The sequence below is a fragment of the Fibrobacter sp. UWEL genome, assembly GCF_900142535.1.
In the GTDB taxonomy this organism is placed as follows: domain Bacteria; phylum Fibrobacterota; class Fibrobacteria; order Fibrobacterales; family Fibrobacteraceae; genus Fibrobacter.
This window is the reverse complement of record NZ_FRBE01000012.1, coordinates 66,934-93,360: the sequence shown is the minus strand read 5'-3', so window position 1 is coordinate 93,360 and position 26,427 is coordinate 66,934. Positions and strand designations below refer to the sequence as shown.

Genomic DNA, 26,427 nt, shown 5'->3' with positions numbered 1-26,427 from the left:
GTCTTTATAAAAGAAGGCCCTATGGATCAATCTAAAATCAGAAACGTCGCCATTATCGCCCACGTTGACCACGGTAAAACTACCCTGGTGGACCAGCTCCTCAAGCAGTGCGGAACTTTCCACGAAGGTGAAGAAGTCAACGAACGCGTGATGGACTCCGACAACCTGGAACGCGAACGCGGCATTACCATCCTTTCCAAGAACACCAACGTGATGTACAAGGGCTACCGCGTGAACATCGTTGATACCCCGGGGCATGCTGACTTCGGTGGTCAGGTGGAACGTGTTCTCGGTACCGTTGACGGCGTGATTCTGGTGGTGGACGCTTTCGAAGGTCCTATGGCCCAGACCCGTTTCGTGACCCAGAAGGCTCTGGAAATGGGACTTATTCCTATCGTCGTGGTGAACAAGATCGACCGCGATGGCTGTAATCCTCATGGCGCCCTGGACAAGGTATTCGACCTGTTCTGCGAACTGGACGCTAACGAAGAACAGCTGGACTTCGACAAGGTGTTCGGTTCCGGCCGTAAGGGTATCTGCAAGGCAGAAATGGAAGATCCGGATGGCGACTTCTCCATCCTCATGGACAAGATTATCGAACGCATCCCGGCTCCTAAGGGCGATCCGAACGCAGAACCTCTTCTGCAGATCACTTCTCTGGAATACTCCGGCTTCCTGGGCCGTTTGGCCGTAGGCCGCGTCCAGAATGGTTTGTTCAAGCCGGGTCTCACCGTTGCACAGTCCTCTGTCGAAGGCAAGTTCAAGAACGTCCGTCTCCAGAAGGTGCTGCGCTATGACGGTCTTACTCCGCAGCCGGTGGAAGAAGCTGGTCCGGGTGACATCGTCCTCCTGGCTGGTTTCGACAACTTCGATATCGGCGATACCCTGTCCGATCCGAAGAATCCGGTGGAACTGCCCCGTATTCATATTGACCCGCCCACCATCTCCATGCTGTTCACCGTGAACACATCTCCCCTTGCTGGTAAGTACGGTGGAAAGTTTATGACCGGTAACCAGCTGCAGGAACGTCTGGAACGCGCTCACATGGCTGACCCCGCCCTCCTGGTGGAAAAGGTCGATGGCGCTTCTACTTTCAAGGTTTCTGGTCGTGGTATCCTTCACCTCACCATCCTGGTTGAAAACATGCGTCGTGAACTCTATGAATTCACCATCGGTTCTCCCCAGGTGATTTTCAAGAACGACGAAAACGGCAAGCTTCTCGAACCTATCGAAGAATTCAAGGTTGAAGTGCCCAGCGAATACAGCGGCGCTTGCATTGAAGAAATCGGTAAGCGTAAGGGTGAAATGGTCAACATGGTCACCGACGACAACGATCGCGTGACCCTGGAATACCTGGTTCCCTCTCGTGGCCTTATCGGTATCCGTCCCAAGCTGCTGTCCCTGTCCAAGGGTTACGCTATCAGCCAGTCCATCTTCAAGGAATACGAACCGTACAAGGGCGAAATTCCCGCTCGTATCAACGGCGTGCTCATTGCCAAGGAACCGGGCGAAGCTGCAAGCTATGCACTTTCCAACCTGGAAGACCGCGGCTACCTCATCATCGGACCGGGTGCAGAAGTTTATCCGGGTATGATCGTAGGTGAACACAACCGTGACGTGGATATCACCGTGAACGTGACCAAGGGTAAGCACCTTACCAACATGCGTTCCAAGTCCGCAGATGACATGATTCAGCTGACCCCGTACCGTCGCCTGACTCTGGAAGAATGCGTGACCTTCATTAACGAAGACGAATGCATCGAAGTCACTCCGGAAGTTCTCCGCCTCCGCAAGACCGAGCTCGACCCGATCAAGCGTAAGCAGCTTTCCAAGAAGCCTGCCGAAGAAGAGTAATAGGGGCTAGAGGCTAGGATCTAGGAGTTAGTGAACGCTAGTGAAGAACGTTTCCTGATCCTGAAGCTGGCCTAGCTTCCCTGACTAAATATTAAAAGGTCCGCTTTTTTAAGCGGGCCTTTCTTTATACCAGCGCAGGAATCATGCTCTAGTATACAAATCCCAAACGGCCTTCACCACTTTTCAGAAATTCGTTCATATAGTCCTTGCCAATCTTGCAAGCTTCGGGCAGAGTCTTGCCCAGAGCCACATTTGCAAGAATTGCAGAACTCAGGACACAGCCTGTGCCGTGCTTACCTGCGCCAGGCAGCCTCGGGCTCTCGAACTTATATTCCTTTCCCTCGTGCAACAAGGTATCGATGGCTTCCACATCCGTAGTGTGGCCGCCCTTCAAAAGTACGGAGCAGTCCTTCCCCATCTGGATGAGGCCCTTTTCCTGCGCCTGTTCCAAACCCAGGAACTTGTATTCGTCGGCGTTGGGTGTAACCAGGTCGATCATTTTCATTATGGGCAGAAAATCGTCTGCATCGCGCATAAAGTGAAAGCCTGCGCTGGCGCTTGCAATGGGGTCCCAGACGATGAATGCGTCGGGAGATTTTTCGCGAACGAATTCCACAACGCGCTTCAGGATCTTGGCTTTTTCCACCAGTCCAATTTTCACGTACTTAAAGGTATGCTTGCGGAACAGGGTTTCCAGCTGGGCCTCGATACGTTCCCAGATTACCCAACCGGGCGCCACAAACTCATCTTCGTTCTGTTCCGTAAGAGCGGTACAGACGGCCTGACCATATACCCCGAAATGGGACATGGTCTTGATATCCGAAATAAAGCCGGCTCCGGCGCTTCCGTCAAAACCAGCAATGGTCAAAGCACAAATCATATTGTTCATGCCCATAAAATAAATAAAATACATCCCCTGGCAAGACCATCCAGGAGATGTATCAAATTAAACGCAATCTTACATTACGCTAGATGTAAAAAGCGATGAGGGCAGCAGTTGTAGCGCAAATCAAGACCACCGCAGGGACAATAGGCTTGCGCATGGCCTTAGCTCCCAGGAAGAACACCAGGCCACCCTTAGTCAGCGTATTTGCAAGGCTTGCAAAGAGGAATGCAAGAACCAGTTCACGAACGCCAAGACCAGACTTTAGATGCATATCGATGACGGAGAAGGCAACCGCATCCATCTCAGCGGCGCCCCCTAGGAAGCTACAGGCAAGAAGCGCTCCCGACCCAAGGTACACGCGGGCGGCATTCGCAACGAACATGACCGCAGTAAACACCACGCCAAACTTGATAGCCGGCAACAGCTTGAAGGGATTACTAAAATCAGCCGTTTTCTCGCTATGGTTTCGAGACGCACGAATCTTTAAGAACAGTGCATAAGCCAAGCTAGGTACCACAGGAACCAGCAAGGGCAAAGCCAGAGGTCCAGCCAAGCTACCGCTTAAGGCAATGCAAATGAGGTAGAGTCGAACATACATCACAGACCAACTCAGCACAATGCCCAAGGTAAAGTCACTGGCATAAGCTTCATTATCCCTGCTTCGTCCCGCCAAGTTCAAAGTAAGAGCGGTACTGCTGGCGAGGCCACCCAACAGGCCGGTAAGCCAGATGCCCTTTCCCGGACCCACCAGTTTAATCAAGACGTAGCCCACAAAGCCAATGCCCGAAATGAACACAACAAACATCCAGATGGTGTGAGGATTCAGTACTTGCAGTCCCGGGGGACCGAAAGCCTGATTGGGCAAGAAAGGCAAGATTAAAGCGGATATGACGGCGAATTTTACCGTGGCGAGAATATCCTCACGGGAGAGTTTCTGAGCGAAATTATGGAGCTGCTCCTTGGCGGTCAAAATCCAGAGGATGACCACCATAATGACGCAGGATTCCAGCAGGCGATTGTGCCAGCACATGGTTCCCAGCAAGTAAACAATGACTAGAGCCACGCTGGTAGTAATACCCGCCGTAACCGCAGGTCCGCTAGCACCAGGCTCCTCCCGATGGCAAATTCCGAAGGCGATGTGGCTAGCCATCAGAAGTAATCCTATGACAACAAACCCTGTTACAAAAGGCGCCACCCCGCCCATGGAATCCGAGAGAAGCGCAGTCATGGCTCCACCAAGGCTTACCAAAGTAAACGTGCGAACACCAGCCGGATGACGATCCGACTTGTCAAAATAGGTATGCTCACGCTGCATGCCGATAATCAGCCCGATGCCGATGGATGCAGCCAGACGATATAAGACGCTAAATTCCAACATGAGAAAACCGCCTTTCCAAAAAGCTTTGTACGGACTATCTCACCAATCTACTTTCATTTTATGAAAGCGACTGACACCCTATATTACAAGTTGGATTATCGACGGACCAAGTCCGACTTCATGGACATTTTCATGTCATACATGCGCTTGTCCGCTTCGCGGTATACATCATCGGCAGAAACATGACCCAGTTCACTACGATAGGCAATACCATAGGCTGCTTCCAGATGAACGGGAGTTCTGCTAGACGCTTCTTCTGCATATGCAACCATTCGTTTAATGGCCTCATCAACATCCTTAAGATGTTCATCTCGAATGATGGCAAGAAATTCATCACCGCCCATACGAATTGCGGTTCCAATACCATCAAAGGCTCTCTTAAACACAGAACCGAAGACTCTAATCAGCTTATCACCAGCAATGTGTCCAAACCGGTCATTCACCACTTTCAAGCCGTTCATATCAATACTGATAATGGCAAAATCACTATTGCTTCGACCGAGTACGTCAAAAATCTGGCTGCTCTTTGTTCGGTTATAAAGGCCAGTCAAACTGTCTTTATACACCATCGCAGCAAGAACATCCTTTTCCGTCTTTGCAGCAATAATATCCTTGAGGTAATACAAATAACTAGCCAACAACAGCATGACGAAGGCCAAAACACCAATAGGAATCCAAGTTGTCTCAAAGAAAGCATTTCGCACCGTAAAGAACTTGTACACGTTATAACGTAACAAGTCGGCAAAGGCCGTCACACCAAAGATCGCCACACCCAAAGAAAGAATTTTTCCAGAAAGGTTCGTATTCTTTTGATACGGAAGAACATGAACTATAACAAACAAGAATCCAATAAAGATATAGATATGGAAGAAAGAAAGCGTATCGTGGACCTGCACAATATCTTCCAGATGAAGGACTGCCGATACCAAAACAAACAAGGCTCCCGCAATCGCAAAAATTTTCAAGACAATTCCATGCCATGCCTTTTCCGAAGTCTTACACATGTCATACAGCAATAGGGCAAACGGAACTGGAGTCAGATAAAGGGTATAGAATTCCAAAAGTGAATTGAAAGCAAAATCCATGGAGAAAGCCTGGATCAACTTCGTATAGCACAACGTCCAGAGCCCCAGCAGGAAAGCGACGCAGCCAATCATGAACATGCGGAAGGATCTCCTGAACCAAACGCCTCCAAAAGCGCTTGCAAGAATAGCAATCACTCCAAAAATAACCAGGAACAGTCCTATGACAATTTCTTTAAGATGAACCGCATTGTAATCACTTATGGATTTTTCTTCTGGCAAGAAATCAAAGTGAGGGAACGCATTAAAGGAATCATCCGAATAAACAATCATTCGAATTCGAAGCTTCTTACCAATAGGATTCATTGGCATCAGTACATAATTGATGCCACTTCCAAGGAACGGCTTTTCTCTCGGATCATCAAAGCCATAGCTATAAAACACGCTATCATTTACGGCTACGTCTACTGCGGAATGGTAGGTTCTAAAACGCAACACCGCATGATCAGGCATGTATGTGGGAACCACGTTTTCAAGAACAATGGTATCTCCACGTTGAGCCCTAAACGGAACCTTGAACAAGGACGCGTCATCAACATGGTAAGTATTTTCCAGATAGGTAACGTTCCAGCCATCATCCAAACTTACCGTGTTATCAGAAGCACCCCGTTCCTGAAGTGTCGCAACAAAGCCCCATGCTACGCATAGCAGCACGACAAATGCCAGGAACGAAAGGATTTTGTCTCGCTTACTGACCATGGGCAACCTCGAGCCTAGACTCGCTCCCAAACTTCGTAAGAAGTTTCGTAATCATTCTTTTCGTCGATACCAAAGTGCTCTTCGCTTACCTTACGCCACCCCTCTCCCCAATCCGGAAAGAAAACATCGCCCTGAACTTGAGCCAGCACGCGAGTGACATAAAGTTTTTTAACAAGAGGCATGGCTTCGCCATAAACCGCCGCACCACCGATAATAAAACATTCCGTTTCACCGGCAACTTCAGCAGCCTTGATTGCAGCATCCAGAGAGTTGCACACGATGCAGCCAGGCGCCTCGAAGGAAGCGTTCCGGGTCAGCACATAGTTCGTACGATTGGGCAACGGACGTCCAATATCGTCATAGTTCTTGCGACCAAGAACAATAGAATGGCCAGTAGTAATCGCCTTGAAACGCTTCAAGTCTGCAGACAAGTGCCAGGGCAGATGTCCGTCACGACCGATGACGTTATTCTCAGAAATCGCAACGATAGCAGAAATCAACATAACCTACACATCCCTTTATGTTGTTCTCTACACCGCGATGGGCGCCTTGATTGTTGGATAAGGATCGTAATCCACAAGCTCGAAATCTTCAAACTTAAAGTCGAACAGATCCTTCACATCCGGATTCAACTTCATCGTCGGGAGCTTGCGAGGCGTTCTTGACAGCTGTTCCTTCACTTGTTCAAAGTGATTGGAGTACAGATGTGTATCGCCCAGCGTGTGGATGAATTCACCCGGTTCGTAATCGCAAACCTGAGCAAGCATCAAGGTCAGCAAAGCATAGCTTGCAATATTGAACGGAACCCCCAGGAAAGTATCGGCACTGCGCTGATACAGCTGGCAGGAAAGCTTACGTTTGCCGCTTGCACCTACCCCACCGACGTAGAACTGGAACAGGCAGTGGCAGGGCGGCAAAGCCATCTTGTCCACTTCAGAAACATTCCATGCACAAACCAGATGGCGGCGGGAATCCGGATTATTCTTCAGGCTGTTCACCAGATTCTTGATCTGGTCAATATGTCCACCTTCGGGAGTAGGCCAGCTACGCCACTGGTGACCGTACACCGGACCCAGGTCGCCGTTTTCATCGGCCCATTCATCCCAGATAGTCACCTTGTTATCGTGCAAATACTTGATATTGGTATCGCCCATCAGGAACCACAAGAGCTCGTGAATAATGGAGCGCAAATGCAATTTCTTGGTAGTCAGGCAAGGGAAACCCTTGGACAGATCGTAGCGGCACTGACGTCCAAATACGGAGCGAGTACCGGTGCCGGTACGGTCGGAACGGTCCACACCGTTTTCCATAATATCTTTCAGAAGATCCAGATACTGCTGCATATTAAACCTCCCCATCCTTCGGGGGCAGTTCTCCGAAGATTTCAGAACGTTTGTACGTCTTAGGAGATTCCACGTCCTTTTCCTTCAGGAGAGCGTTAACGGCATCCGTAATCAAATCCTGAGTATGGCGAGGCACGGGTTTCTTACCCAGGCGAGCCTTCTGAACCATCTTGTGATTCAGGTGTTCAGGATTCATTTCCACAACATCATGATTGGAAGCGTCAACAGCAGTCAAAATTTCGTCGAGTTTGGTCATACTAGTAAAGATATAATAATATATCCGTAAATTTGAAAAATTTCCACAAAAAAAGCCCCAGACTTGCGTCTGGAGCTTAATTTCAGAACTGTTCAGTAAAATTACGGAACGTAGTTGCTGTGGCAGCCTTCGCCGTCATCGTCCGGGCTCACGAAGAGCATTTCGATACGACGGTTCATTTCACGGCCATCTGCGGTGGAGTTATCATCCACGGGGCAAGTCGGGCCCATACCAATTGCCTTGATACGATCCTTCTTCACGCCAGCCTTGGTGAGTTCCTTCATCACAGCTTCGGCACGCTGCTTGGACAGCTTAATGTTCTTGGCTTCCTTACCGACGTTGTCGGTATGGCCCTGAATCACAATCTTGAGGTCCTTATATTCGTCGTTTTCGACAAGCTTCTTAGCGACGGACTTCAGGATCTTCTTAGCGTTGGATTCGAGAGTTGCCTTACCAGACTTGAAGGTCACGCCATCGAGCTTTTCAGGAGCCTTCTTCGGGCAGCCATGGCCATCGTCACCAGCCACATCCGGGCAGCGGTCGATACCAGAGCAGACGCCTTCGAACTGCTTCAGGAGCTTCTTGTTGGTCACCCATTCAGAGCAGACGCCATCCTTATCAGCATCCGGATCTTCGTCAGACGGGCAGCCGTTGTTCCATTCAGGACCATTTTCGTCTTCGCAACGGTCATAGCCATGGCAAACATCCTTATACTGTTCCAGCATCTTCTGCTTGGTCACCCACGGAGAGCAAAGGCTATCCTGGTCCGGGTCCGGATCATCAGCCGGGCAACCCTTATTCCATGCAGGACCTGCTTCGTCTTCACACTGGTCCTTACCAGTACAGATATCCTTGAACTGGTCAAGCATCTTCTGCTTGGTCACCCACTGAGAGCAGACACCATCCTGGTCCGGGTCCGGATCTTCGGCCGGGCAACCCTTATTCCATTCGGGACCTGCTTCCACGGGGCACTTATCCAGGCCGTGGCAGACATTAGCAAACTGTGCGAGCATATTCTTTTCAGTTACCCACGGTGCGCAGAGGCTGTCACCGTCAGCATCCGGATTGTCCATGGGGCAACCTTCAGCAAAGGCTTCACCAGCTTCGTTGGGGCACTTATCGATACCAGAGCAGATACCATCATACTGGTCGAGCATACCGCGTTCGGTAACCCAAGCATCGCAGATGCCATCCTGGTCAGTATCCGGATTACCCAGCGGGCAACCTTCGTTATTTGCAGGGCCGAATTCAGTCGGGCACTTATCAATACCCTTACAGGTCTTGGTAATTGCGTATTCAGCCTTCAGGTTTTCATCTTCAGCAGCCTTTTCGAAGTAGTAGCCCATCTTCTTCTGGGTCACCCATTCATCGCAGAGGCCGTCGTTATCGGAGTCAGGATCATCCCACGGGCAGCCCTTGTTTGCAACAGCACCAGCTTCGCCCGGGCACATATCGTAACCCTTACATACGCCAGCAAACTGATCCAGAGCGCCTTCGTCAGTTACCCACGGAGAGCAGAGACCGTCACCATCCGGATCCGGCTGCTTGGTCGGGCAACCACCAAACTGAGCAGAGCCAGCCTGGTTCGGGCATTCATCGATACCTTCACAAATATCCTTGAACTTCTTGGAAAGCTTCTTCTGGCTTACCCAAGCATCGCAGACGCCATCCTTATCCGGATCCGGGTCATCCAGCGGGCAACCATCATCGCCTTCGCCAGCTTCGTTGGGGCACTGGTCAACGCCTTCGCAGACGTCAGCAAATTCGGACTGGAAGCCCTTTTCTGCAACCCAGGCATCGCAAACGCCATCTTCGTCAGCATCGGGATTACCCAGCGGGCAACCCTGGTTCAGACGATGACCATAGTCATCCGGGCAGTTATCTTCATCATCCACAACGCCATCGCCATCGCGGTCCTGAGCAAGCAGGAAGCCGCTCCAAGTCAAACCACCGTAGACAGTGTACTGCGGAGTTGCGCGGATACGTTCAGCCTTCACGCTGAATTCACCGGCAGTACCAATATTTTCGTTTTTACGTTCGCCGTTAGACAATACGTAAACATCGTTCAGGAAGTTGTCCTTGCCGCCCAGGTAGTAAGAAGCACCCAGGTGGATGTCCATACCGATAGGCAGGTGGAATACGACACCACCAGTAATAGCCTTGTTATCCAGCTTCTGTTCCAAACCAGGGATGCGAGCGCCTGTGAGAGAATCCACAGTTGCACCATAGTAATCAAACGGATCGAGCTGCATATCCCAGAAGAATTCTGCAAACAGGGACAGGAAGTCCATGACATAAACTTCTGCAGCGGCGCTGACGAACGGGTTGGACATGTAGTCCGTGTTCATCACGTAGTTGTAACCACCGTTAATATGAACGAGGAACGGGAAACCGTCACCACCATCCAGCTTGCTAAAGTCTGCGGTAACTGCAAGACCACCCTTAAGGGAGGTGTTCTTGGTACCGAAAGGCATTGCAACGCCAGTGTTCTTGTTGATGTAGCTCAAGTGACGGATCCAGAGACCCTGCTTGGTTACGTTAGCGGTACCAGCTTCCACACCACCAAAAATAGCCATGTCGATGGGCTGGTCATCAGGCAGGGGGAAGCGGAACTTCAAGTCACCCTTCAGGTTACCTACATAACCCATCTTGACGCCGGTAATCGGAGCAGTAACAGCACCGGATTCCGTAGAGGCAGGAACCCCATTATTGCTAACAACACCTTCAGCGGTCATCTGATCATAGTAAACCGGCAAGGTCACACCAAGATCAAAATAGCTACCGATACCAATTGCAAAACCTACATAGGCGCTTGCACCCATATAGTCAGAAATAGGAGCGTCAATAGTCTGAGAAGAGGTACCAAGCGTGAACTTCTGCTGAAGAGCCGTACCTGTAAAATCATTGTTCGGGAACATGTCGTTGCCGAATGTTCCATCGCCCAAAAGGGTAAACACCAGCTTGGAGCTACCCAAGGACTGAGCTGATTGGGTCTTGTTGACACCAACGAAGCCTTCCTTATTGATTGTCTGGGGATGCGCTGCAAAGGCAGAACCTGCCAAAGCAAGGGCAACGCCCATAGCTACTTTTTTCATAGCGTCTCCTTAAGAATGGGAATCCTACCAAACAAAGATTCCCGAATTAACTACGTTAAATATAATTTATGTTAACATTTGCTCCAAACTCGGCAGCCGTAAAAGCGTGGAAAATCACACAAAAAAAGGCAAAAAAGCCTATTGAAAATAAAATTTTACACCTTTGGACTTGTTTTTTCCGTTGTGATTTTCACATCATCCCACATCCGCTTTTCAAGCGAAGGACGCCTCGAAAATTTCGGAATGGGACCTGCAAATACTGGTAAAACCGCGTTTTCCTACGATGATATGGTCTAACACGGGAATCTGAAGCACCCTTCCCGACATACAAAGAGTACGGGTAATCGCCATATCCTCGGGGCTAGGCGACATGGATCCCGACGGATGGTTATGGGCGAAAATAACGGAAACCGCCCGATCCTCGATGGCCTTCACGAATGCCTCCCGCGGATGTACCGGAGTCTGATTCACCAGCCCCGTAGTCAATTCATGGACACGAATGACGTAATTGGCGGAATTCAAAGTTACAAGCACCAAATGTTCCTGTTCCTCATACTTTAAATAAGAAAGCCTGGACATCAAATCTTCCGGAGCACTTACAGGAATTGCCTTATCACTCAGAATGTATCGGCCCGAAAGTTCCAGGCAAGCGAGGATCTGCAAGGCCTTCACCTTTCCCAATCCACGAATTTTCCGAAGGTTAGCCAGCGTGGGTACAGACGTTTCCGTAGAAAGATATTCCGAAAGTCTGCGAGAAAGCTCGAAAACATCGCAATTCTGGCACCCACTGCCAAGAATCAACGCTAAAAGTTCCTCATTGCTCAGGGAGGCTGGTCCATACTGCTCCATTTTTTCCCGAGGAAGGAGTCCATTCAGCACAGGAAGGTAATTTTGAGGGGTTACAAGAGGATGATCGCATACATATCCATTCATAGGAGTCCTTTTTTAAAGTTGTTTTCTCCTATACACGATTCTTTCACCCCATTTAAACGAATTTTTATTGAAAATTCTTGTTTACAAGAATAAAAACGATTCTTTCCATAGGTCCGCAGGGTGTAAAATCACGAGTTTTCATAAAAATACTAGACAGATTTTTCACGATGCGTAAAAAACAAAGCTCTTTTCATTTGTACAAAACATTGTTTTTCAAAACTTTCATCTAAAAAACCAGTTTTTTACACCCATTTTTGTACCAAAAGTCACACTTTAGCCCAATATTTATCACTTTTTTAAATTTTTATTAGACAAACCACTTCCCTTTATAGATTCTTTGACTATATTTTCGGCATAAAATTTGAAAGTTTAACCATCCGAAAAGGAAATTTTATGGCAAATAAAACCTTAAGCGGTGCAGAAGTGATCATCGAATGCCTCAAGCGTGAAGGCATCGACACCATTTTCGGCTATCCTGGTGGATCCGCAATCCCCATGTTCGACGCAATTCTTGATTCCAACATCAAGGTTGTCCTGACTCGTCACGAACAGGGTGCAACTCATATGGCCGACGGCTATGCTCGTCAGACTGGTAAGGTGGGCGTTGCCCTGGTAACTTCCGGTCCGGGCGCTACCAATACCTTCACCGGTATCTACACTGCTCTTATGGATTCTAGCCCTATAGTTGTGTTGGCCGCTCAGACCACCACTCCGAACCTGGGTAAGGATGCCTTCCAGGAATGCGATACCAGCGGTATGACTTTCGCTGCTGTCAAGCACTCCTACCTGGTGAAGGATCCCAACGATCTTCCCCGCATCATGAAGGAAGCTTTCCACATTGCACGTACCGGCCGTCCGGGTCCCGTGCTGATTGACCTCCCCAAGGACGTGACCGCAGGTGCCTGCACCGCTCCGTTCACCGACCAGATGGACCTTCCGGGCTACAAGATTCCCACCTACGCTCCTACCGAAGCTGTTGAAAAGGCTGCTGAATACCTGAAGAAGGCTAAGAAGCCCCTCCTCCTGGTGGGTCATGGTGCAATGATTTCTGGCGCAGCTCGCCAGGTGAAGGAACTTGCCGAAAAACTCCAGGCTCCCGTAGCTTGCACTCTTCTCGGTCTGGGCACCTTCCCCTCCGATCACGAACTTTCTCTCGGCATGCTGGGCATGCACGGCACCGTCTACGCCAACAAGGCCGTTCTGGATTGCGACTTGATCCTTTCCATCGGCTCTCGCTGGGACGACCGTATCACTGGTAAGCTTGAAGTGTTCTGCAAGGACGCCATCAAGATGCACATCGACATCGACCCCGCCGAAGAAGGCAAGGTCCTCCAGCCGGATGTGTTCATGTGCGGCGACGCCAAGATGGTTCTGGAACAGCTCCTGCCCCTCGTTTCTAAGCTGGACACCGCAGAATGGGTCAAGACCTGCCAGACTTGGAAGAAGCGTTTCCCGTTGACCTACCCCAAGCAGGGCGGTCTCCGTATGCAGCACATTGTGCAGACCGTCAGCGATCTTACCCAGGGTAAGGCTATCGTCACTACCGACGTGGGTCAGCACCAGATGTGGGTTGCTCAGTTCTTCAAGATCAACAATCCTCGCCAGCTCCACTCCAGTGGCGGCGCAGGCACCATGGGCTTCGGCCTGCCCTCTGCAATCGGTGCAGCATTCGGTAACACTACCGGCTGGCCCGTCTGCAGCTTCAGCGGCGATGGTGGCTTCCAGATGACCGAATTCGAACTTGCAACCGCAGCACTCCACAAGCTGCCCATCAAGATTTTCGTCCTCGATAACAAGTACCTGGGCATGGTGCGTCAGTGGCAGGAACTGTTCTACGACCACCGTTACTCCAGCGTTGACATGCAGGGTAACCCTGACTTCGTCAAGCTCGCCGAAGCCTACGGTATCCCGGGTCTCCGCATCAAGCGCGCTGCCGATGCAGAACGCATGATCCAGAAGGCTCTGGACTATAACGACGGTCCTATCGTTATCTGGTGTGAATGCGAAAAGGAAGACAACGTGTTCCCCATGATTCCGGCAGGTGCACCTTTGACCTCCATGATTACTGAACAGCCCAAGGCTCAGCTCGAAAAGCCGACCGGATCGACCTAATCGCGGAAAGGAGATTTAAAAATGATTTCTAAAGCTCATTCTATTAGTTTGTTAGTTGCAAACCGCCCGGGCGTGCTCGTTCGCATTGCTCTGGTGTTCTCCCGCCGTGGTTACAACATCGACTCCCTGGTCGTGTCCCCCACGCTGGACGACAACTTCAGCCGCATGAACATCGTGGCTCACGGTAATCCCGAAATCCTGATGCAGATCATCAAGCAGCTGGAAAAGTTGGTTGACGTTGTGCAAGCCAAGGACCACACCAACATGAACGTGGTGGAAAAGGAACTGGCCTTGATCAAGGTTCGTTGCGCTCCGGAACAGCGTACCGAAATCCTGCAGCTCTGCGATCACTTCAAGGCTGTTACCGTTGACATGACCGAAAACTCCATGATCATCCAGATTACCGGTAACACCGATAAGATCGATGCAATGAAGAGCCTGTGCCAGAAGTTCGAAATCGTCGAATACATCCGCACCGGTAAGGTCATCATGCTCCGCGGTGAAGACAAGACCTAAAAAGACCGACTTTGCTAGAGTCTAAATAAATTCATCTCGTAAGCAAAGTCTCTCGCGAACGCCCCTGGTGTAACAACCAGGGGCTTTTTCGCTCACAGCATTTTATCGAACGAAACTAGAAAGCCCTCGGTTAACGCCGAGGGTTTTTCTGTATTACAATTTCTTCAACCAGGAGTGCTTTATCGTAAGGTCAATCACATAGGCAAAAAAGTTTCGGACTAACGGAATCTTAATGATTTTACGAAGCAATGGTATAAACCATTTGCATTTTCGCCGAAGCTCCTCCCCCGTCACTCTTGACGCCGTCAAGGATGAAGCCAAAGACTGCCACGCATTCCTAGACTCTTCAGAATCCAATTCAAGAACAGCTAGAATTTCATCTAGATTCCGTTCTAGACTATCGAGCTTTTCTTCAGGACTTTGAGGCATTACTTTTCCAGCACTTTTTCGATTTCTGCGATATACAAGGTATGCATGGTATCACTTGCGTACCAGCGATCTAGAATGCTCTTGTCGATAAAGCTCTGTTCGTCGAACTTCTGCGCGAAAAGTTTCTTGCAGACTAGAACCTTTGTAGCCTTTTCAAAAGCGGGCACACCTTCAGCCATTTCAGCCTTCATGCCGGTAACAGCAAGCTTATCTTCGTCACGGCCAGAGACTTTACCGATGCGTCCCATTTCCTGCTTGCAGTCTCCATCGAAGAAGTTCAGGGCAAAGCGTTCACCAGCGTCAACGAACTCCTTGGTGTAGCGGGTCTGGCGAATCACCACGAAGGCTACAGGCTTATTCCACATAAAGCCGATGCCGCCCCAACTTGCAGTCATGGCATTCATCTTGCCATCCTTTTCAGCGGCAATCAACATCCAGTCCTGACCAATCATCTTGATAGGGTTCTTCTGGAGATCTTCGGCAGAAGTTACTTTGTATTCAATCATTTTTTCCTCTATTAAAATCCTAAGACAGCTTCGGAGATTTCGTTGGCTTCGTCGGAGCCGTCATCAGCCCAATCGCAGATGAATTCACCCCAACCATCGCTGGTACCGCAGCCCATCCCCACGTCAAAACTGGACCACTTAAAGGCTCCGAAGACTTTTTCAAAACGGTCCATCAAGTCGCTGAAAAATTCCTCCGGGAACTCGTCTTCTTCCACCATGACGGAGCCGTCCATAGCAAGCAATTCACCTTCGGGAAGTTCCTCGAAGCGACATTCGTATTCGTCCATCATGACATCGTCTACAGAATACCAATCCCCGCAATCTTCGCTGGGGAGTTCCGCTTCGGGGAACTGTTCCATAAAGGCATCGTACAGTTCAGCAAGCTGGCTGCTTACACCTACAAAACGGACAAGAACTCTGTAACTCATGGGGACTCCTTTTTGCGAACTCATGACATCATGATTCTACGTTTCCAAATATAAATACAGGAAGACAAAAAGAACCAGAGACGTCATAAATCGAGTGTATTGCGAGTTATAGTTTTTTCTTATTATAGCCATAACCTATTCCAAAATACTGGCTCTTGAATCCTGTGGATCCAGGCCCGTCCATAACATCTTTCTATATTTGCGCCCATGAGTGAATCTTTGCATAATGGTAGTCTTTGCCCGGTCGTTCCCCAGACCTTCGTTAAGGATTATGGGGACCAAGGTTTCTTGCTTGAGAACGGCAAGACTCTTCCTGCTTTGGAAATTCGTTACGAAACTTACGGCACCTTGAATGCCGAAAAGAATAATGTCGTGTGGGTTACGTCTCCGCTGACAGCCGATGCCCACGTGGCCGGTTATTATTCCCCCGATGATAAAAAGCCTGGTTGGTGGGACCCCCTTATTGGCCCCGGTAAGCCTGTGGATACGGACCGTTTCTTTGTGGTGTGCAGCAACATTCTGGGTGGCTGCAAGGGCACCACTGGCCCCGCAAGCATTAATCCTCGCACCGGCAAGCCTTACGGCAGCACCTTCCCCACCATCACCATTGGCGACATGGTCCATGCCCAAAAGGAACTGGCCGACCATCTGGGAATCAAGGAACTTTATTGCGTGATCGGAGGCTCCATGGGTGGCTTCCAGGCCATGAAATGGGCAATCTATTACCCTGAACAGGTTAAGCGCTGCGTTCTCATCGCAACGTCTCCCCGCTTTAGCAGCCAGGCGCTTGGCTTTGAAATTGTGGCCCGCGATATCATTACCCAGGACCCCAATTACAATAACGGCGATTACTACGAATCCGCCCATCCGGACGTGGGCCTCTCCAACGCCCGTAAGCTCGCACACATCACCTACCTCAGTGCGGTAGGTATGGAAAAGAAGTTCAAGCGCGCCCAGGATCACGAACACAAGAACCACGCCATTACTTACAGCACTCCTTTTGATCTAGATTTTCCGCTGGAAAGTTATTTGCGTTACCAGGGCACAAAGTTCGTGGACCGTTTCGACGCCAACAGCTACCTGCATATCGCGCACGCCACCGACTGCTTCGATCTTGAAACCGAATACGGGTCCTTGGAAAAGGCTTTTGAAAACGTCCAGGCTGAAGTACTGAACGTAAACCTTTCCACCGACTGGCTGTTCCCGCCCCATGAATCCCGTCGCATTACCAGCGCCTTGCTGAATTCTGGCAAGGTGGTTTCTAGCCTGGAATTGGACACAATCTTCGGTCACGACGGCTTCCTTATCGAAGACGAAGACATGGGCAAGGCGGTAGGCCGTTTCCTAGACAGCAAGTTTGACGCTCTCACCGGCAAGCAGACCATTCCTGTTTTCCACGACGAAAAGGACTTCGACCTCTTGGGCTCTCTGGTTACCGATGGGGCCAAGATTCTGGATCTTGGCTGTGGTAATGGCGACTTGATTGACTACCTCCGTCGTACCAAGAATGCCTCTGGCCTTGGTATCGAAAAGCGTATGAAGGACATTATGGACTGCCTGGAAAATGACGTTCCTGTGGTCCAGCGCAACTTGGATGAACGTGGCATTTCCGACATCAAGGATAACAGCTACGACTATGCGATTATTAACCGCACCATCCAGGAAATTCGCGATCCGGTGGCTTTGCTGAACGAGATTCTCCGTGTGGCAAAGCGCGCTATCGTTACGTTCCCCAATTTCGGTCACTGGTCTGCCCGTGGTTCCTTGATGCTTCACGGCCGTATGCCTAAGTCCAAGGAACTGCCTTACGAATGGTACAATACTCCCAACATCCGTTTGCTCACTGTGAAGGACTTCTATACCTTGTGCGAAAAGGAAGGCCTGAAGATTGAGAAGATGGCTTTCCAGAACGAGCAGCTGCTGAGCAAGTTCCTGACCGCCATTGGTCAGAAGAACTTCGGTGCAGAACACGTTATTGCAGTAGTTTCTAAAAAGGTTTAATTATGGCAATTTTATCCATGACTGGTTTTGGCAAGAGTGAGTCCATGTTCCAGGGCGCTCCTTGCGTGATTGAAGTTCGCAGCGTGAACAACCGCTTCTTGGACATCAGCTGCAAACTTCCCAAGAATTTGGCCTATCTTGAAAATTCCTTCAAGAATCAGATCAAGGATAAGCTGGTTCGTGGCTCCGTGATTTTCAGCGTCACTCTGGGCGCAGGCTCTGGCGGCAACGTTCCTGTCAGCTATAACGAACAAGCTATCGCAAAGTTTGTAGACATCACCAAGACGATGCAGGAAAAGTTCGGCATCGCTGGTGAAATCAAATTGGAAAACATCCTTGCACTTCCCGAAGTATTGCAGTTCACGGACAGCGGCGCCGATGCAGAAGCATTGGAAAAGCATTTGGCCGACGAGCTGAACAAGGCTTTGGATAAAGTCATCGAAATGCGAGCCAAGGAAGGAGCCAATCTTGCAGCCGACCTGACCAACCGAGTGAACCATTTGAATGAAGTTCTCTCCAAGGTGGAAGTTCTGGACCCCAAGCGTATTGAAAACTGGAAGGTGAAGTTCCGCGACCGCATTAACGTGCTGTTGAAGGATTCCGAAATCGACGAAGTGCGCCTGTTGCAGGAAGCCTGCATCATGGCAGACAAACTAGACATTAAGGAAGAAATCACACGTTTCAAGAGCCACAACAAGCTGTTCCTCAATGCCCTCAAGGAAGGCGGCGCTCAAGGTAAGAACCTGGGCTTCATCCTTCAGGAAATGGGCCGCGAAGCAAACACCTTGGGAACCAAGTGCCAGGATGCGGAAATTGCAGCATTGGCAATTGAGTTGAAGAACGAAGTGGAATGCATTAGAGAGCAGTCTCTGAACATTGCTTAATCCAGCTTGGAATGTGAAAAACGTCACATTTTCTCCCAAAAAAGAAAATTTCGGCGCTTTTTCAAATACAGCTAGCACAGATAACACAATTTTACATAAAATAAAGGCCATTTTGATTTGCCAAAATCCGTAAATAGTGTTATCTTTCTTTTCAAGAAGGAACCAAGAGCGCGAAATAAATAAAAAGCGCAAAATTTTTTCAAGAAAAATGCAGTTCCCAAAAAGTTTGTTACGAGCCTCCTAACCCCCCTGGGTCGGACTCCGCAAGGAGTCCGGCCCTTTTCTTTTATACACCATTAAAAATCTCACTAGCGGGTTGATTCTGCTGGGTTTGCATACGGACCGTGGTTTTCCGCTGTGTACAGAAACGCTCCAAAAACAATTGGCTTTCGCGTCCAATACGTATATCTTTAGCATTGTAAAAACGCGAGGAATGGAATGGAAAATTTCAACTTTTATAGTCCTACGGAATTTGTATTCGGAAAGGATCGTGAAAACGAAGTCGGCTCTCTGGTCAAGAAATACGGCGGCACCAAGGTGCTGGTACATTTCGGAGGCGGTTCCGCAGTAAGGTCGGGCCTTATCGATCGTGTCAAGGCATCTCTGGATGCAGCAGGCGTTGCTCATGTGGAACTGGGCGGAGTCCACCCCAACCCGCTGGATTCCAAGGTTTACGAAGGCATTGAAATTTGCCGTAAGGAAAATGTGGATTTCATTCTCGCCGTTGGCGGAGGTTCATCCATTGACAGCTCCAAGGCAATCGCATTGGGCGTAGTCTACGAAGGCGACTTCTGGGATTTCTACTGCGGCAAGGCAGCTCCATCTAAAGCGCTTCCAGTAGGAACCGTCTTGACCATTGCCGCCGCAGGTTCCGAAGGCTCCGGCGATTCCGTCATCACCAAGGAAGAGGGCATGCTGAAATGGGGCACTGGTGGTGATTGCCTTCGTCCTCGCTTTTCTGTGCTGAATCCGGCCCTCACTTGCACGATACCGGCTTATCAAACCGCATGCGGCGCCACCGACATTATGGCACACGTATTCGAGCGCTACTTCACCAACACCACCGAAGTGGAAATCACGGACCGTCTTTGCGAAGCGGTGCTCATGACCATGGTGAAGGAAACACCCCGCGTGATTGCCGATCCCAACAACTACGATGCCCGCGCCAACATCATGTGGGCAGGCATGGTGGCCCACAACAACATCGTTGGTGTAGGCCGCAGTCAGGACTGGAACAGCCACGTCATTGAGCACGAACTTTCCGCCAAGTACGACTGCGCCCATGGCGCAGGCCTCGCAGTGATTATGCCTTCCTGGATGGAATACGTCATGAACCATAACGTGATGCGATTCTGCCAGATGGCAACCCGAGTGTTCGGCTGTGCCATGAACTTCGAAAATCCTGCAGAAACGGCTCGTGCAGGAATCAAGGCATTCCGCACCTTCCTGCATAACATCGGCATGCCCATCAACTTTGCAGAACTTGGCGCCAAGGAAGAGGACATTCCCGAAATGGTTCGCAAGATGAATCCCGGCGACGGATGGGGTTTCCAGCCGTTGAAGGCAGATGACATTACCGCCATCTACAAGATTGCAGTTAACGCAAGAGTATAAGACATGAAGGCTTTATTTATTGGCGGCACCGGGACCATCAGCATGGCAATCACTCGCCTAGCCCTAGAACTGGGCTGGGAAATCTATTTGCTGAACCGTGGAAACCGCAAGGCACCAGTCGGAACGAAACAGATTGTGGCGGACATTTATAACGAAGCGGATGTGGCCGACAAAATCAAGGCCCTGCAGTTTGACGTAGTCTGTGATTTTATTGCATTCCATGTAAGCGCCCTGGAAAGAGATTACCGTCTGTTTAAGGGCAAGACCAAGCAGTTCATCTTTATCAGTTCCGCCAGCGCTTACCAGAAGCCTCTTTCGGATTACCGCATTACCGAAGGCACCCCGCTGTCTAACCCTTACTGGGAATACTCCCGGAATAAAATCGCCGGCGAGGAATTCCTCATGAAGATGTATCGTGAGGAAGGATTCCCCGTCACCATCGTTCGCCCCAGCCACACTTACGATGAACGGAAGATTCCTTTGGGCGTACATGGCAAAAAGGGCAGCTGGCAGGTCGCCAAGCGCATGCTTCAAGGCAAGCCTGTCATCATCCACGGGGACGGCACCAGTCTGTGGACCATGACGTACAACGAGGACTTCGCCAAAGGTTTTATCGGCCTTATGGGAAACATTCACGCTATCGGCGAAGCCTTCCAGATTACCAGTGACGAAAGCCTGACCTGGAACCAAATTTACCAGACCATCGCCAACGTCCTGGGAGTTGAATTGAAGGCATACCATGTGCCATCTGAATTTTTAGCCGCAGTGGGAGATTCTCTAGGATTTGACTTTACCGGCAGTCTTCTTGGGGACAAGGCAAACTCCGTGGTGTTTGACAATTCCAAACTGAAGAAGGCTGTTCCAGGATTCTGCGCCACCACACGTTTTGATCAAGGCATCCGGAAGACCATCGAGAACGTTCTCGCCCACCCGGAATTGCAGCAAGACGATCCAGAATTCGACGAATGGTGCGACAAGGTCATCGCAAATCTGGAAAATGCCAAAAAGATTTGACAAATACCGCTGATGAAGCGATAAAAAGAATGTAGCGACGAAAGTTTGCTATCAGCCATCTGGTCGAGTCAGGTTTATCTCGGGATTTTGGGGTGCCCTGGTTTGCTTCGGTCACCGCTATTCGCGGCAACCTCACCCCTTCGGGGCCTTGCGCAAGCTTTGCTTGCTTAAGGGCCTGAATGGTCGCCAGCTCCCATTCAGTCGACAGGCCTGTCTCAACCAGGGCACTTAGCAAAAATCGATTTTTCAAGAAAATACTACGGCTCAACCATGCCCTCAACGAATGTTATTCGTTCGGGCACGGCATTCGCCTTGAAGATTTTTGCTATATTACTGAAAAATAACATCGGGGGTGCTCTGGTTTCGACAGGGTTACTGAAGTGTTAGTTGCAAGCCGGGGTCTCAGACGAGGGCACCCGTTAAAAAGTCTGAAAAAAAATAAGTGCTGAAGAAAACTACGCACTCGCAGCCTAATTAGCGGCTACGCCGGGCCTCGACCCACTCCCATTGGGTAGTACGTCCGGACGCAATATGGGATAGGAACTTGTAATGCCTGGGTGCAGGATCCGAGATTTACTAGGCTGGTTGAAGTCCGCGCCGACCTTCTTGGGCGTAGATCAGACGAGATCTTAAATACGAAGGGAAAGCTTGTAGGAATGGACAGGGATGTGATCTTGGACAGGGGTTCGACTCCCCTCACCTCCACTAAAAAAGGCTCCGGTTTCACCGGGGCCTTTTTGATAATCTTAGCCGCGTTTTCCGGTCCAGCCAAGTTTTTCGCGGAGAGCGCCCACAAAACCAGTGTGTCGCATGCGAAGGAAGGTGGTAAAGGACTTGCTCTGAGTCAAAACCACATGGTCGCCAGGTTCCAGAGGGATGCAAGTACGGCCATCGAAAACAAGATCCAAGGTTTTGTTTTCCGCAGGCCTCAGCACCAGTTTCTTGTCTGTCAGGGACATAATCAAAGGACGGACAGAAAGGCTTCCCGGAGCAACGGGAGTCAACACCACGGCATAAGTAGCGGGATGGATAATGGGGCCTCCTGCAGCCAGGTTATAGGCCGTAGATCCTGTGGGAGTAGAAACCAGCAGGGAGTCTGCCCAGTATTCCGTATATTCAGTACCGTTGTATTCCACGTTCACGTTCACCATACGTTCGGGAGCGTGGGCGCGGAAGTGGACTTCGTTCAGCACCGTATGCTTGGCAATGCACTTCCTGCCGTGAAAAACGGTGGCGTCGATCATCATGCGGTCGCGGGTGCTAAACACGCCTGCCAGCAGGTCGTCCAGAGTCTGAGGGAGGCACTTGATACGGGTTTCCGCCAGGAAGCCTACGTGCCCTGCATTTACTCCCAGGATGGGAATCTTGTGACCCAACGCCAGATGTGCGGCAGAAAGAACGGTACCGTCGCCGCCAACAGCCAACAGCAAGTCGGATTTCAGAAGGGTGGGTTCCTTCACCACCTTGATGGGAGCCTTCACCTGTTCCTTCAAGTTTTCCAGAACGCAGAACTTCACCTGAGGATGTTCCGTTGCCCACTGGATAATCTGTTCCAGAGCGAAAGCCAGTTCAGGGCTTTTCTCCTTCCAGCCAATAATGCCAATCTGTTTGAAGGTTATTTTCTGCATGGTACCCTTCCTACTTTTCTTCGGATTCCTGCTTTTCATTCTTCAGGTTCATGACCTGATTGAGTTTTTCCAGAATTCCAGGGAAACGCTTTTCCACCACTTCGCGGTGAGCCACCGGTTCATCATTTTCCAGAGCGATGGAAAGTACGCTTAAGGCAAGTCCGATTTCGGGAATTTCTCCACCGTCAAAGTCACTGCCATTCACCACAGTTTCCAAACCGCGAATGACGAGACCATCGTCATAGACGCCTACTTCGGCACCAGTCTTACGAAGGTTTTCTGCCAGGGCGTCGTTAATGGGACGCAGTTCCTTGCGACATTCCTTAGGGAGACGCAAGATGGTTTCACCTTCAGCAAAGCAGGCGGCCACCGCAAGGAAGGGATAATCCTTCACGCCTGTAGCGATTGCATCTTCCGAGAAGCGACGTCCCTGCAGTCTCTTGCCGGGATTCAGAGGGAACATTTCGATATCCCCGTACACGTCTCCATAACGTTCACGACGGCTTACTGTTTCAAAACTTGCGCCCATACGCTTAAAGCAAGTGAGGGCACCTGCGCGACTAGAGTTCAAGTCCACATTCTTCACGCAGACTTTCGCAGTCTTGGGCAAGCTACTGATGGTGGTAAGCAAGGCGAAAGCCAGAGCTTCCGTCGCGTCACCAGGCACATAATATTCACGGGCGGTAATGACCTTCGTTTCGGCCATTTCCGTAAACTGAGTACGCTCCACCTTCTGGCCGCGGGCAATCATCATGCGACGTTCCAGCTCGCTGAGCTGCTCCATGCCGCGACCTTCATACTTCATCTTGACGCCAAAATACATCAGCATCTTGGTCCACTGGTCGTGAACCGTAGATTTTTCCTCGAAGGTGATGTAATCGGAACGGAGCAAACCGCGCAACAGCAGACGGTTTCGCATGATATAGGCGACGTTTCCTAGGGAGTCCTTTTTAATACTAGGCTCATCATACCCGAAGGTAAAGGTAAACTTGGCCGGTTCGTCGGAAACGGCCTTCACCTTGAAGTACTTCTGCAAGGTTTCCTTGGCACTAGCGACCTGCGCAATTCCTGCGTCATCCGCTTCGGCGGCAAAGGTGTAGATTTGCTCCACATCCTTGGAAGCCAGGGTCCAGAGCATCACATTGCATTCTTCGTCAAAGTCTATGGGAAGCAAGGAGGGCAAATCGTACTGGAAGCCCTTGCCCGTCAGCACCAGCTGGTGTCCCTGCTGGACATAATCCAGACCAAATTCCTTAAGGGCGTTGGCAAAGCGTTCCACACCTGCAGCCCAGGCGAAATCTTCAAGAACCGTGCGGCCATTCACCAGCAGCGCCATGACCAAAGTCAGTTGGAAGCGTTCCCGATCCGGGTTCAGCACAAAATCCATTAGCGATCCTTTACATCGTAATCAAGTACAGCGAGGATTTGAATAGCACGGCGGGCTTCCTCGGGCGTCTTGAAGGCAAGCAACAGGGTGCCGGCCACATTTTCACGAACCTTCATCAATTCAATATCACGGACATTGAGACCCGCTTCTGCAAGGGGTTTCAACACAGCAAGCAGGGCGCCCGGCTGATCCTTCAGGGGGACCGTCACTTCGGAGAAGGAAGAGGCAGCATTACGGCCCGGAGCAAAGAGACTAGCTCGACCGTCATTTCCTGCCTTGAAAACCTTTTCCAGATTTTCGGAGCAGTCATTTTCAGCAGGCTTACCTTCGTTCACCACCTGGAGGCGGTCCATGGCGGCGATGGTCTCGTCCAGACCTTCACGGACTTCACGGAGGGCGCGGACGGTTTCACCACGGTTAGTCACCGCAATATCATGCCACATATTCCAGCCGGAAGCGGCAATACGAGTCATATCGCGGAAGGCGCGGCCCGCATAATGCTGGTAGTTGTAATTCAGCAGACGCTCCGGGATGTTGGCAGCCAGAGTGGAGCTCAACATCTGAGGCATATGGCTCACCCATGCCATGGTGCGATCATGATGTTCCGGCGGGAACACCACAGAATGGGCGCCAACAAAGTCAATCAACTGCAATAAGGGTTTGTAGTCTTCTTCCTTCGTTCCGTCAGGAGGGCACACAAACCAGTAAGCATTTTCAAAAATGGAGGGGTCGTTGTATTCCAGGGTCCGCTTTTCGGAACCAGCCATAGGATGGCTACCCACAAACACGAAAGGCGCAGGCAGTTTTGTCCCTGCCTTGCAGATTTCCACCTTGGTACTACCAATATCGCTGACCAGAATTTTCTTGGAACAAGCCTGCAGGATTTCGGAGGGCAGCTTGGAAAGATCGTCCAGTGTTTTTAAGATGTGCAGGATAGGACTGCACAGCAAGATGACGTCCGTGTCCTTCACCCATTCGGCGGTCTGGTCATAACCGAAGAATTCGTCCGCCAAGTTCATCTGACGGGCACGTTCCAGAGTCGAAGGGGAACTAACCGCACGGATTTTCACAGGCAGGTTCGCCTGCTTAATTGCGGATGCTACGGAACTTGCCAAAAGGCCAAAGCCAACCAGCGTGATGCGTTCCATCTTAATCCTCCACCTTTCGAGTTTCAGCCATGATGGTGCGGAAAATTTCCTTGATGGAATCGGAGGAAAGAGGGCCCTTGGTCATGGAGCCTACTTTTTCAAGCACAGCGTCCTCGCGGGCCTGATCCAAAACCGGCAAGCCCAATTCTTTCTTGATCTTGCCAATTTCGGTAGCAAAAGTAGCCCTCTTGTTCAGGAGGGCAATCAGTTCCTCGTTCAATTCATCAATACGAATGCGCCAATCATCAATCTTCATGGTCGGGAATTTAGAAAATCTCCCCTGCAGTCTTAACTGCGGCCAAAGAAATGTTCGCCGAAACGGCTCTTTGCCAGAGCCTTTACAGCGTTCATGTAGTTGTGGGAGGTCTGACGAGTCACCCCCATAGCGGCAGCCACGCCGGTAATGGGATTCTTCTTGGTATTGCCCAGAGTAAGCCAGGCTTCCAGAAATTCCTTCAGGTTATCGTCCCCAGCCTTGTTGATATAGCTACGAATCTGTTCCACCCCCTCAGAAGTAAGCAATTCTTCCTCATGGGAAACTTCCGGGCGGACGTCATCCTGACGGAACACATCTTCGGAGGCGGCCTGTACAGATTCCTCATCACGATCCCAGTGATCGGGATTGCGGTCTTCTACCCAGTCCAGGCCTCGCTTGGCAAAAATGCCTCGAACCCAAGCCATAAAGGCCTTTCCACTATTCATGTTATAGCGGGCCACACATTCGTGGAAACACAGGTAGCAGTATCCGGAAGCCTCCTCGTAGGTAGCCCCGTTGTAACTCTTGCTGAAGCCAAAATTCTTGGGGTTGGTTCCATCAGGACCATACTTGTGCATATTCACCACTTCATCCTGATGGTTCAGGTAAAGCCTACTGCAGGCAATATCATCACCACCCTTTGCAGCGCACAGAAGGATAAAGTCTTCAGCATTCAAGCCGGTTCGATTTTCCATATCGGAAATTTTTTTGTAATCGTAGTTCATAATCATTGCTCCCGAAATGATTTTTAGTCAAAAAAACGTCAATCCAAAACCGCCAAAGCCCACAGGGCCAAGGACCAGATTACGCATAGGCCGAAGCCCATACGTAGCGCATTATTAACTACTGGCAGACCGCCAGCAATCACGCTATTACGCGCTTAATTTTCCACCTCTAACAGCGATTTAATGGTACATGCCAAATATACAAATACAGCCACACAAAACAATACACACGCGAAAGTTTTTTTGGATTTTA

22 protein-coding genes and 1 other RNA gene are annotated in these 26,427 nt (G+C 50.2%); 8 read left to right on the top strand and 15 right to left on the bottom strand.

The genetic code is table 11. The features are described 5' to 3' along the window. Positions 1-21: 21 nt before the first annotated feature. Complete coding sequence (typA, locus tag BUB59_RS09200; RefSeq protein WP_073228956.1) at positions 22-1,854, top strand: translational GTPase TypA; 1,833 nt, start codon at positions 22-24, stop codon at positions 1,852-1,854. A 148-nt stretch (positions 1,855-2,002) separates the two neighbouring features. On the opposite strand, the gene BUB59_RS09195 is transcribed toward typA, so the two are convergent. The 8 genes from BUB59_RS09195 to radC form a co-directional block, all read right to left on the bottom strand. Then, positions 2,003-2,743 carry a hydroxymethylpyrimidine/phosphomethylpyrimidine kinase gene (locus BUB59_RS09195; RefSeq protein WP_073229016.1) on the bottom strand — a complete coding sequence of 247 codons (741 nt, stop codon included), beginning with the start codon at positions 2,741-2,743 and terminating at the stop codon, positions 2,003-2,005. Positions 2,744-2,822: 79 nt separating this feature from the next. Beyond that, a complete protein-coding gene (locus tag BUB59_RS09190) occupies positions 2,823-4,118 on the bottom strand; it encodes an MgtC/SapB family protein (RefSeq protein WP_073228952.1) in 1,296 nt (431 codons plus the stop codon). A 95-nt stretch (positions 4,119-4,213) separates the two neighbouring features. Next, positions 4,214-5,899, bottom strand: a complete 1,686-nt coding sequence (locus tag BUB59_RS09185) for a GGDEF domain-containing protein (RefSeq protein ID WP_073228948.1) — start codon at positions 5,897-5,899, stop codon at positions 4,214-4,216. A gap of 14 nt (positions 5,900-5,913) precedes the next feature. Then, on the bottom strand, positions 5,914-6,402 hold the full coding sequence (locus BUB59_RS09180) for a dihydrofolate reductase (RefSeq protein ID WP_073228945.1): 489 nt from the start codon (positions 6,400-6,402) through the stop codon (positions 5,914-5,916). A gap of 27 nt (positions 6,403-6,429) precedes the next feature. Beyond that, positions 6,430-7,242: a thymidylate synthase gene (locus tag BUB59_RS09175; protein ID WP_073228942.1), complete on the bottom strand. Its 813-nt coding sequence runs from the start codon at positions 7,240-7,242 to the stop codon at positions 6,430-6,432. A 1-nt stretch (position 7,243) separates the two neighbouring features. Continuing rightward, positions 7,244-7,498: a hypothetical protein gene (locus tag BUB59_RS09170; RefSeq protein WP_073228938.1), complete on the bottom strand. Its 255-nt coding sequence runs from the start codon at positions 7,496-7,498 to the stop codon at positions 7,244-7,246. 101 nt (positions 7,499-7,599) lie between these two features. Beyond that, a complete protein-coding gene (locus tag BUB59_RS09165) occupies positions 7,600-10,593 on the bottom strand; it encodes an OmpA family protein (protein WP_143160311.1) in 2,994 nt (997 codons plus the stop codon). 213 nt (positions 10,594-10,806) lie between these two features. Beyond that, positions 10,807-11,526, bottom strand: a complete 720-nt coding sequence (gene radC, locus BUB59_RS09160; protein WP_083540260.1) for a RadC family protein — start codon at positions 11,524-11,526, stop codon at positions 10,807-10,809. Between the two features lie 393 nt (positions 11,527-11,919). On the opposite strand from radC, the gene ilvB reads away from it, so the two are divergent. Together ilvB and ilvN are read left to right on the top strand one after the other, a co-directional pair. After that, on the top strand, positions 11,920-13,638 hold the full coding sequence (gene ilvB / locus BUB59_RS09155; RefSeq protein ID WP_073228931.1) for a biosynthetic-type acetolactate synthase large subunit: 1,719 nt from the start codon (positions 11,920-11,922) through the stop codon (positions 13,636-13,638). A 21-nt stretch (positions 13,639-13,659) separates the two neighbouring features. After that, positions 13,660-14,154: an acetolactate synthase small subunit gene (ilvN, locus tag BUB59_RS09150; protein WP_073228926.1), complete on the top strand. Its 495-nt coding sequence runs from the start codon at positions 13,660-13,662 to the stop codon at positions 14,152-14,154. Positions 14,155-14,582: 428 nt separating this feature from the next. Here ilvN and BUB59_RS09140 read toward each other — a convergent pair whose 3' ends face one another. Together BUB59_RS09140 and BUB59_RS09135 are read right to left on the bottom strand one after the other, a co-directional pair. Beyond that, positions 14,583-15,089 (bottom strand): flavin reductase family protein, encoded by a 507-nt coding sequence (locus BUB59_RS09140; RefSeq protein WP_073228918.1) that lies wholly within the window; start codon positions 15,087-15,089, stop codon positions 14,583-14,585. An 11-nt stretch (positions 15,090-15,100) separates the two neighbouring features. Continuing rightward, entirely contained in the window at positions 15,101-15,517 is a 417-nt protein-coding gene (locus tag BUB59_RS09135) for a hypothetical protein (protein WP_073228915.1), read from the bottom strand. A 207-nt stretch (positions 15,518-15,724) separates the two neighbouring features. Here BUB59_RS09135 and BUB59_RS09130 point away from each other — a divergent pair, with 207 nt between their 5' ends. From BUB59_RS09130 to ssrA, 5 genes are all read left to right on the top strand, one after another. Further along, positions 15,725-17,518 carry a homoserine O-acetyltransferase MetX gene (locus BUB59_RS09130; protein ID WP_083540259.1) on the top strand — a complete coding sequence of 598 codons (1,794 nt, stop codon included), beginning with the start codon at positions 15,725-15,727 and terminating at the stop codon, positions 17,516-17,518. A 2-nt stretch (positions 17,519-17,520) separates the two neighbouring features. Further along, on the top strand, positions 17,521-18,402 hold the full coding sequence (locus tag BUB59_RS09125; protein ID WP_073228912.1) for a YicC/YloC family endoribonuclease: 882 nt from the start codon (positions 17,521-17,523) through the stop codon (positions 18,400-18,402). 438 nt (positions 18,403-18,840) lie between these two features. Then, the gene (locus BUB59_RS09120) at positions 18,841-20,016 is read left to right on the top strand and encodes an iron-containing alcohol dehydrogenase (RefSeq protein ID WP_073228909.1); all 1,176 of its coding nucleotides are present in this window, start codon (positions 18,841-18,843) and stop codon (positions 20,014-20,016) included. 3 nt (positions 20,017-20,019) lie between these two features. Further along, positions 20,020-21,030: an SDR family oxidoreductase gene (locus BUB59_RS09115; RefSeq protein WP_073228907.1), complete on the top strand. Its 1,011-nt coding sequence runs from the start codon at positions 20,020-20,022 to the stop codon at positions 21,028-21,030. Positions 21,031-21,378: 348 nt separating this feature from the next. After that, positions 21,379-21,738: a transfer-messenger RNA gene (gene ssrA / locus BUB59_RS09110) on the top strand. Positions 21,739-21,776: 38 nt separating this feature from the next. Here ssrA and BUB59_RS09105 read toward each other — a convergent pair. The 5 genes from BUB59_RS09105 to BUB59_RS09085 are packed head-to-tail and all read right to left on the bottom strand — an operon-like array spanning position 21,777 to position 26,144. Further along, positions 21,777-22,658 carry an NAD(+)/NADH kinase gene (locus BUB59_RS09105; RefSeq protein WP_073228903.1) on the bottom strand — a complete coding sequence of 294 codons (882 nt, stop codon included), beginning with the start codon at positions 22,656-22,658 and terminating at the stop codon, positions 21,777-21,779. Between the two features lie 10 nt (positions 22,659-22,668). Continuing rightward, a complete protein-coding gene (locus BUB59_RS09100) occupies positions 22,669-24,045 on the bottom strand; it encodes a 3-phosphoshikimate 1-carboxyvinyltransferase (RefSeq protein ID WP_073228899.1) in 1,377 nt (458 codons plus the stop codon). Further along, the gene (locus tag BUB59_RS09095; RefSeq protein ID WP_073228896.1) at positions 24,045-25,193 is read right to left on the bottom strand and encodes a prephenate dehydrogenase/arogenate dehydrogenase family protein; all 1,149 of its coding nucleotides are present in this window, start codon (positions 25,191-25,193) and stop codon (positions 24,045-24,047) included. Before BUB59_RS09095 ends, BUB59_RS09100 begins: the two co-directional genes overlap by 1 nt. A gap of 1 nt (position 25,194) precedes the next feature. After that, positions 25,195-25,449: a chorismate mutase gene (locus BUB59_RS09090; RefSeq protein ID WP_073228892.1), complete on the bottom strand. Its 255-nt coding sequence runs from the start codon at positions 25,447-25,449 to the stop codon at positions 25,195-25,197. A gap of 32 nt (positions 25,450-25,481) precedes the next feature. Next, a complete protein-coding gene (locus tag BUB59_RS09085; RefSeq protein WP_159433356.1) occupies positions 25,482-26,144 on the bottom strand; it encodes a hypothetical protein in 663 nt (220 codons plus the stop codon). Positions 26,145-26,427 lie beyond the last annotated feature (283 nt).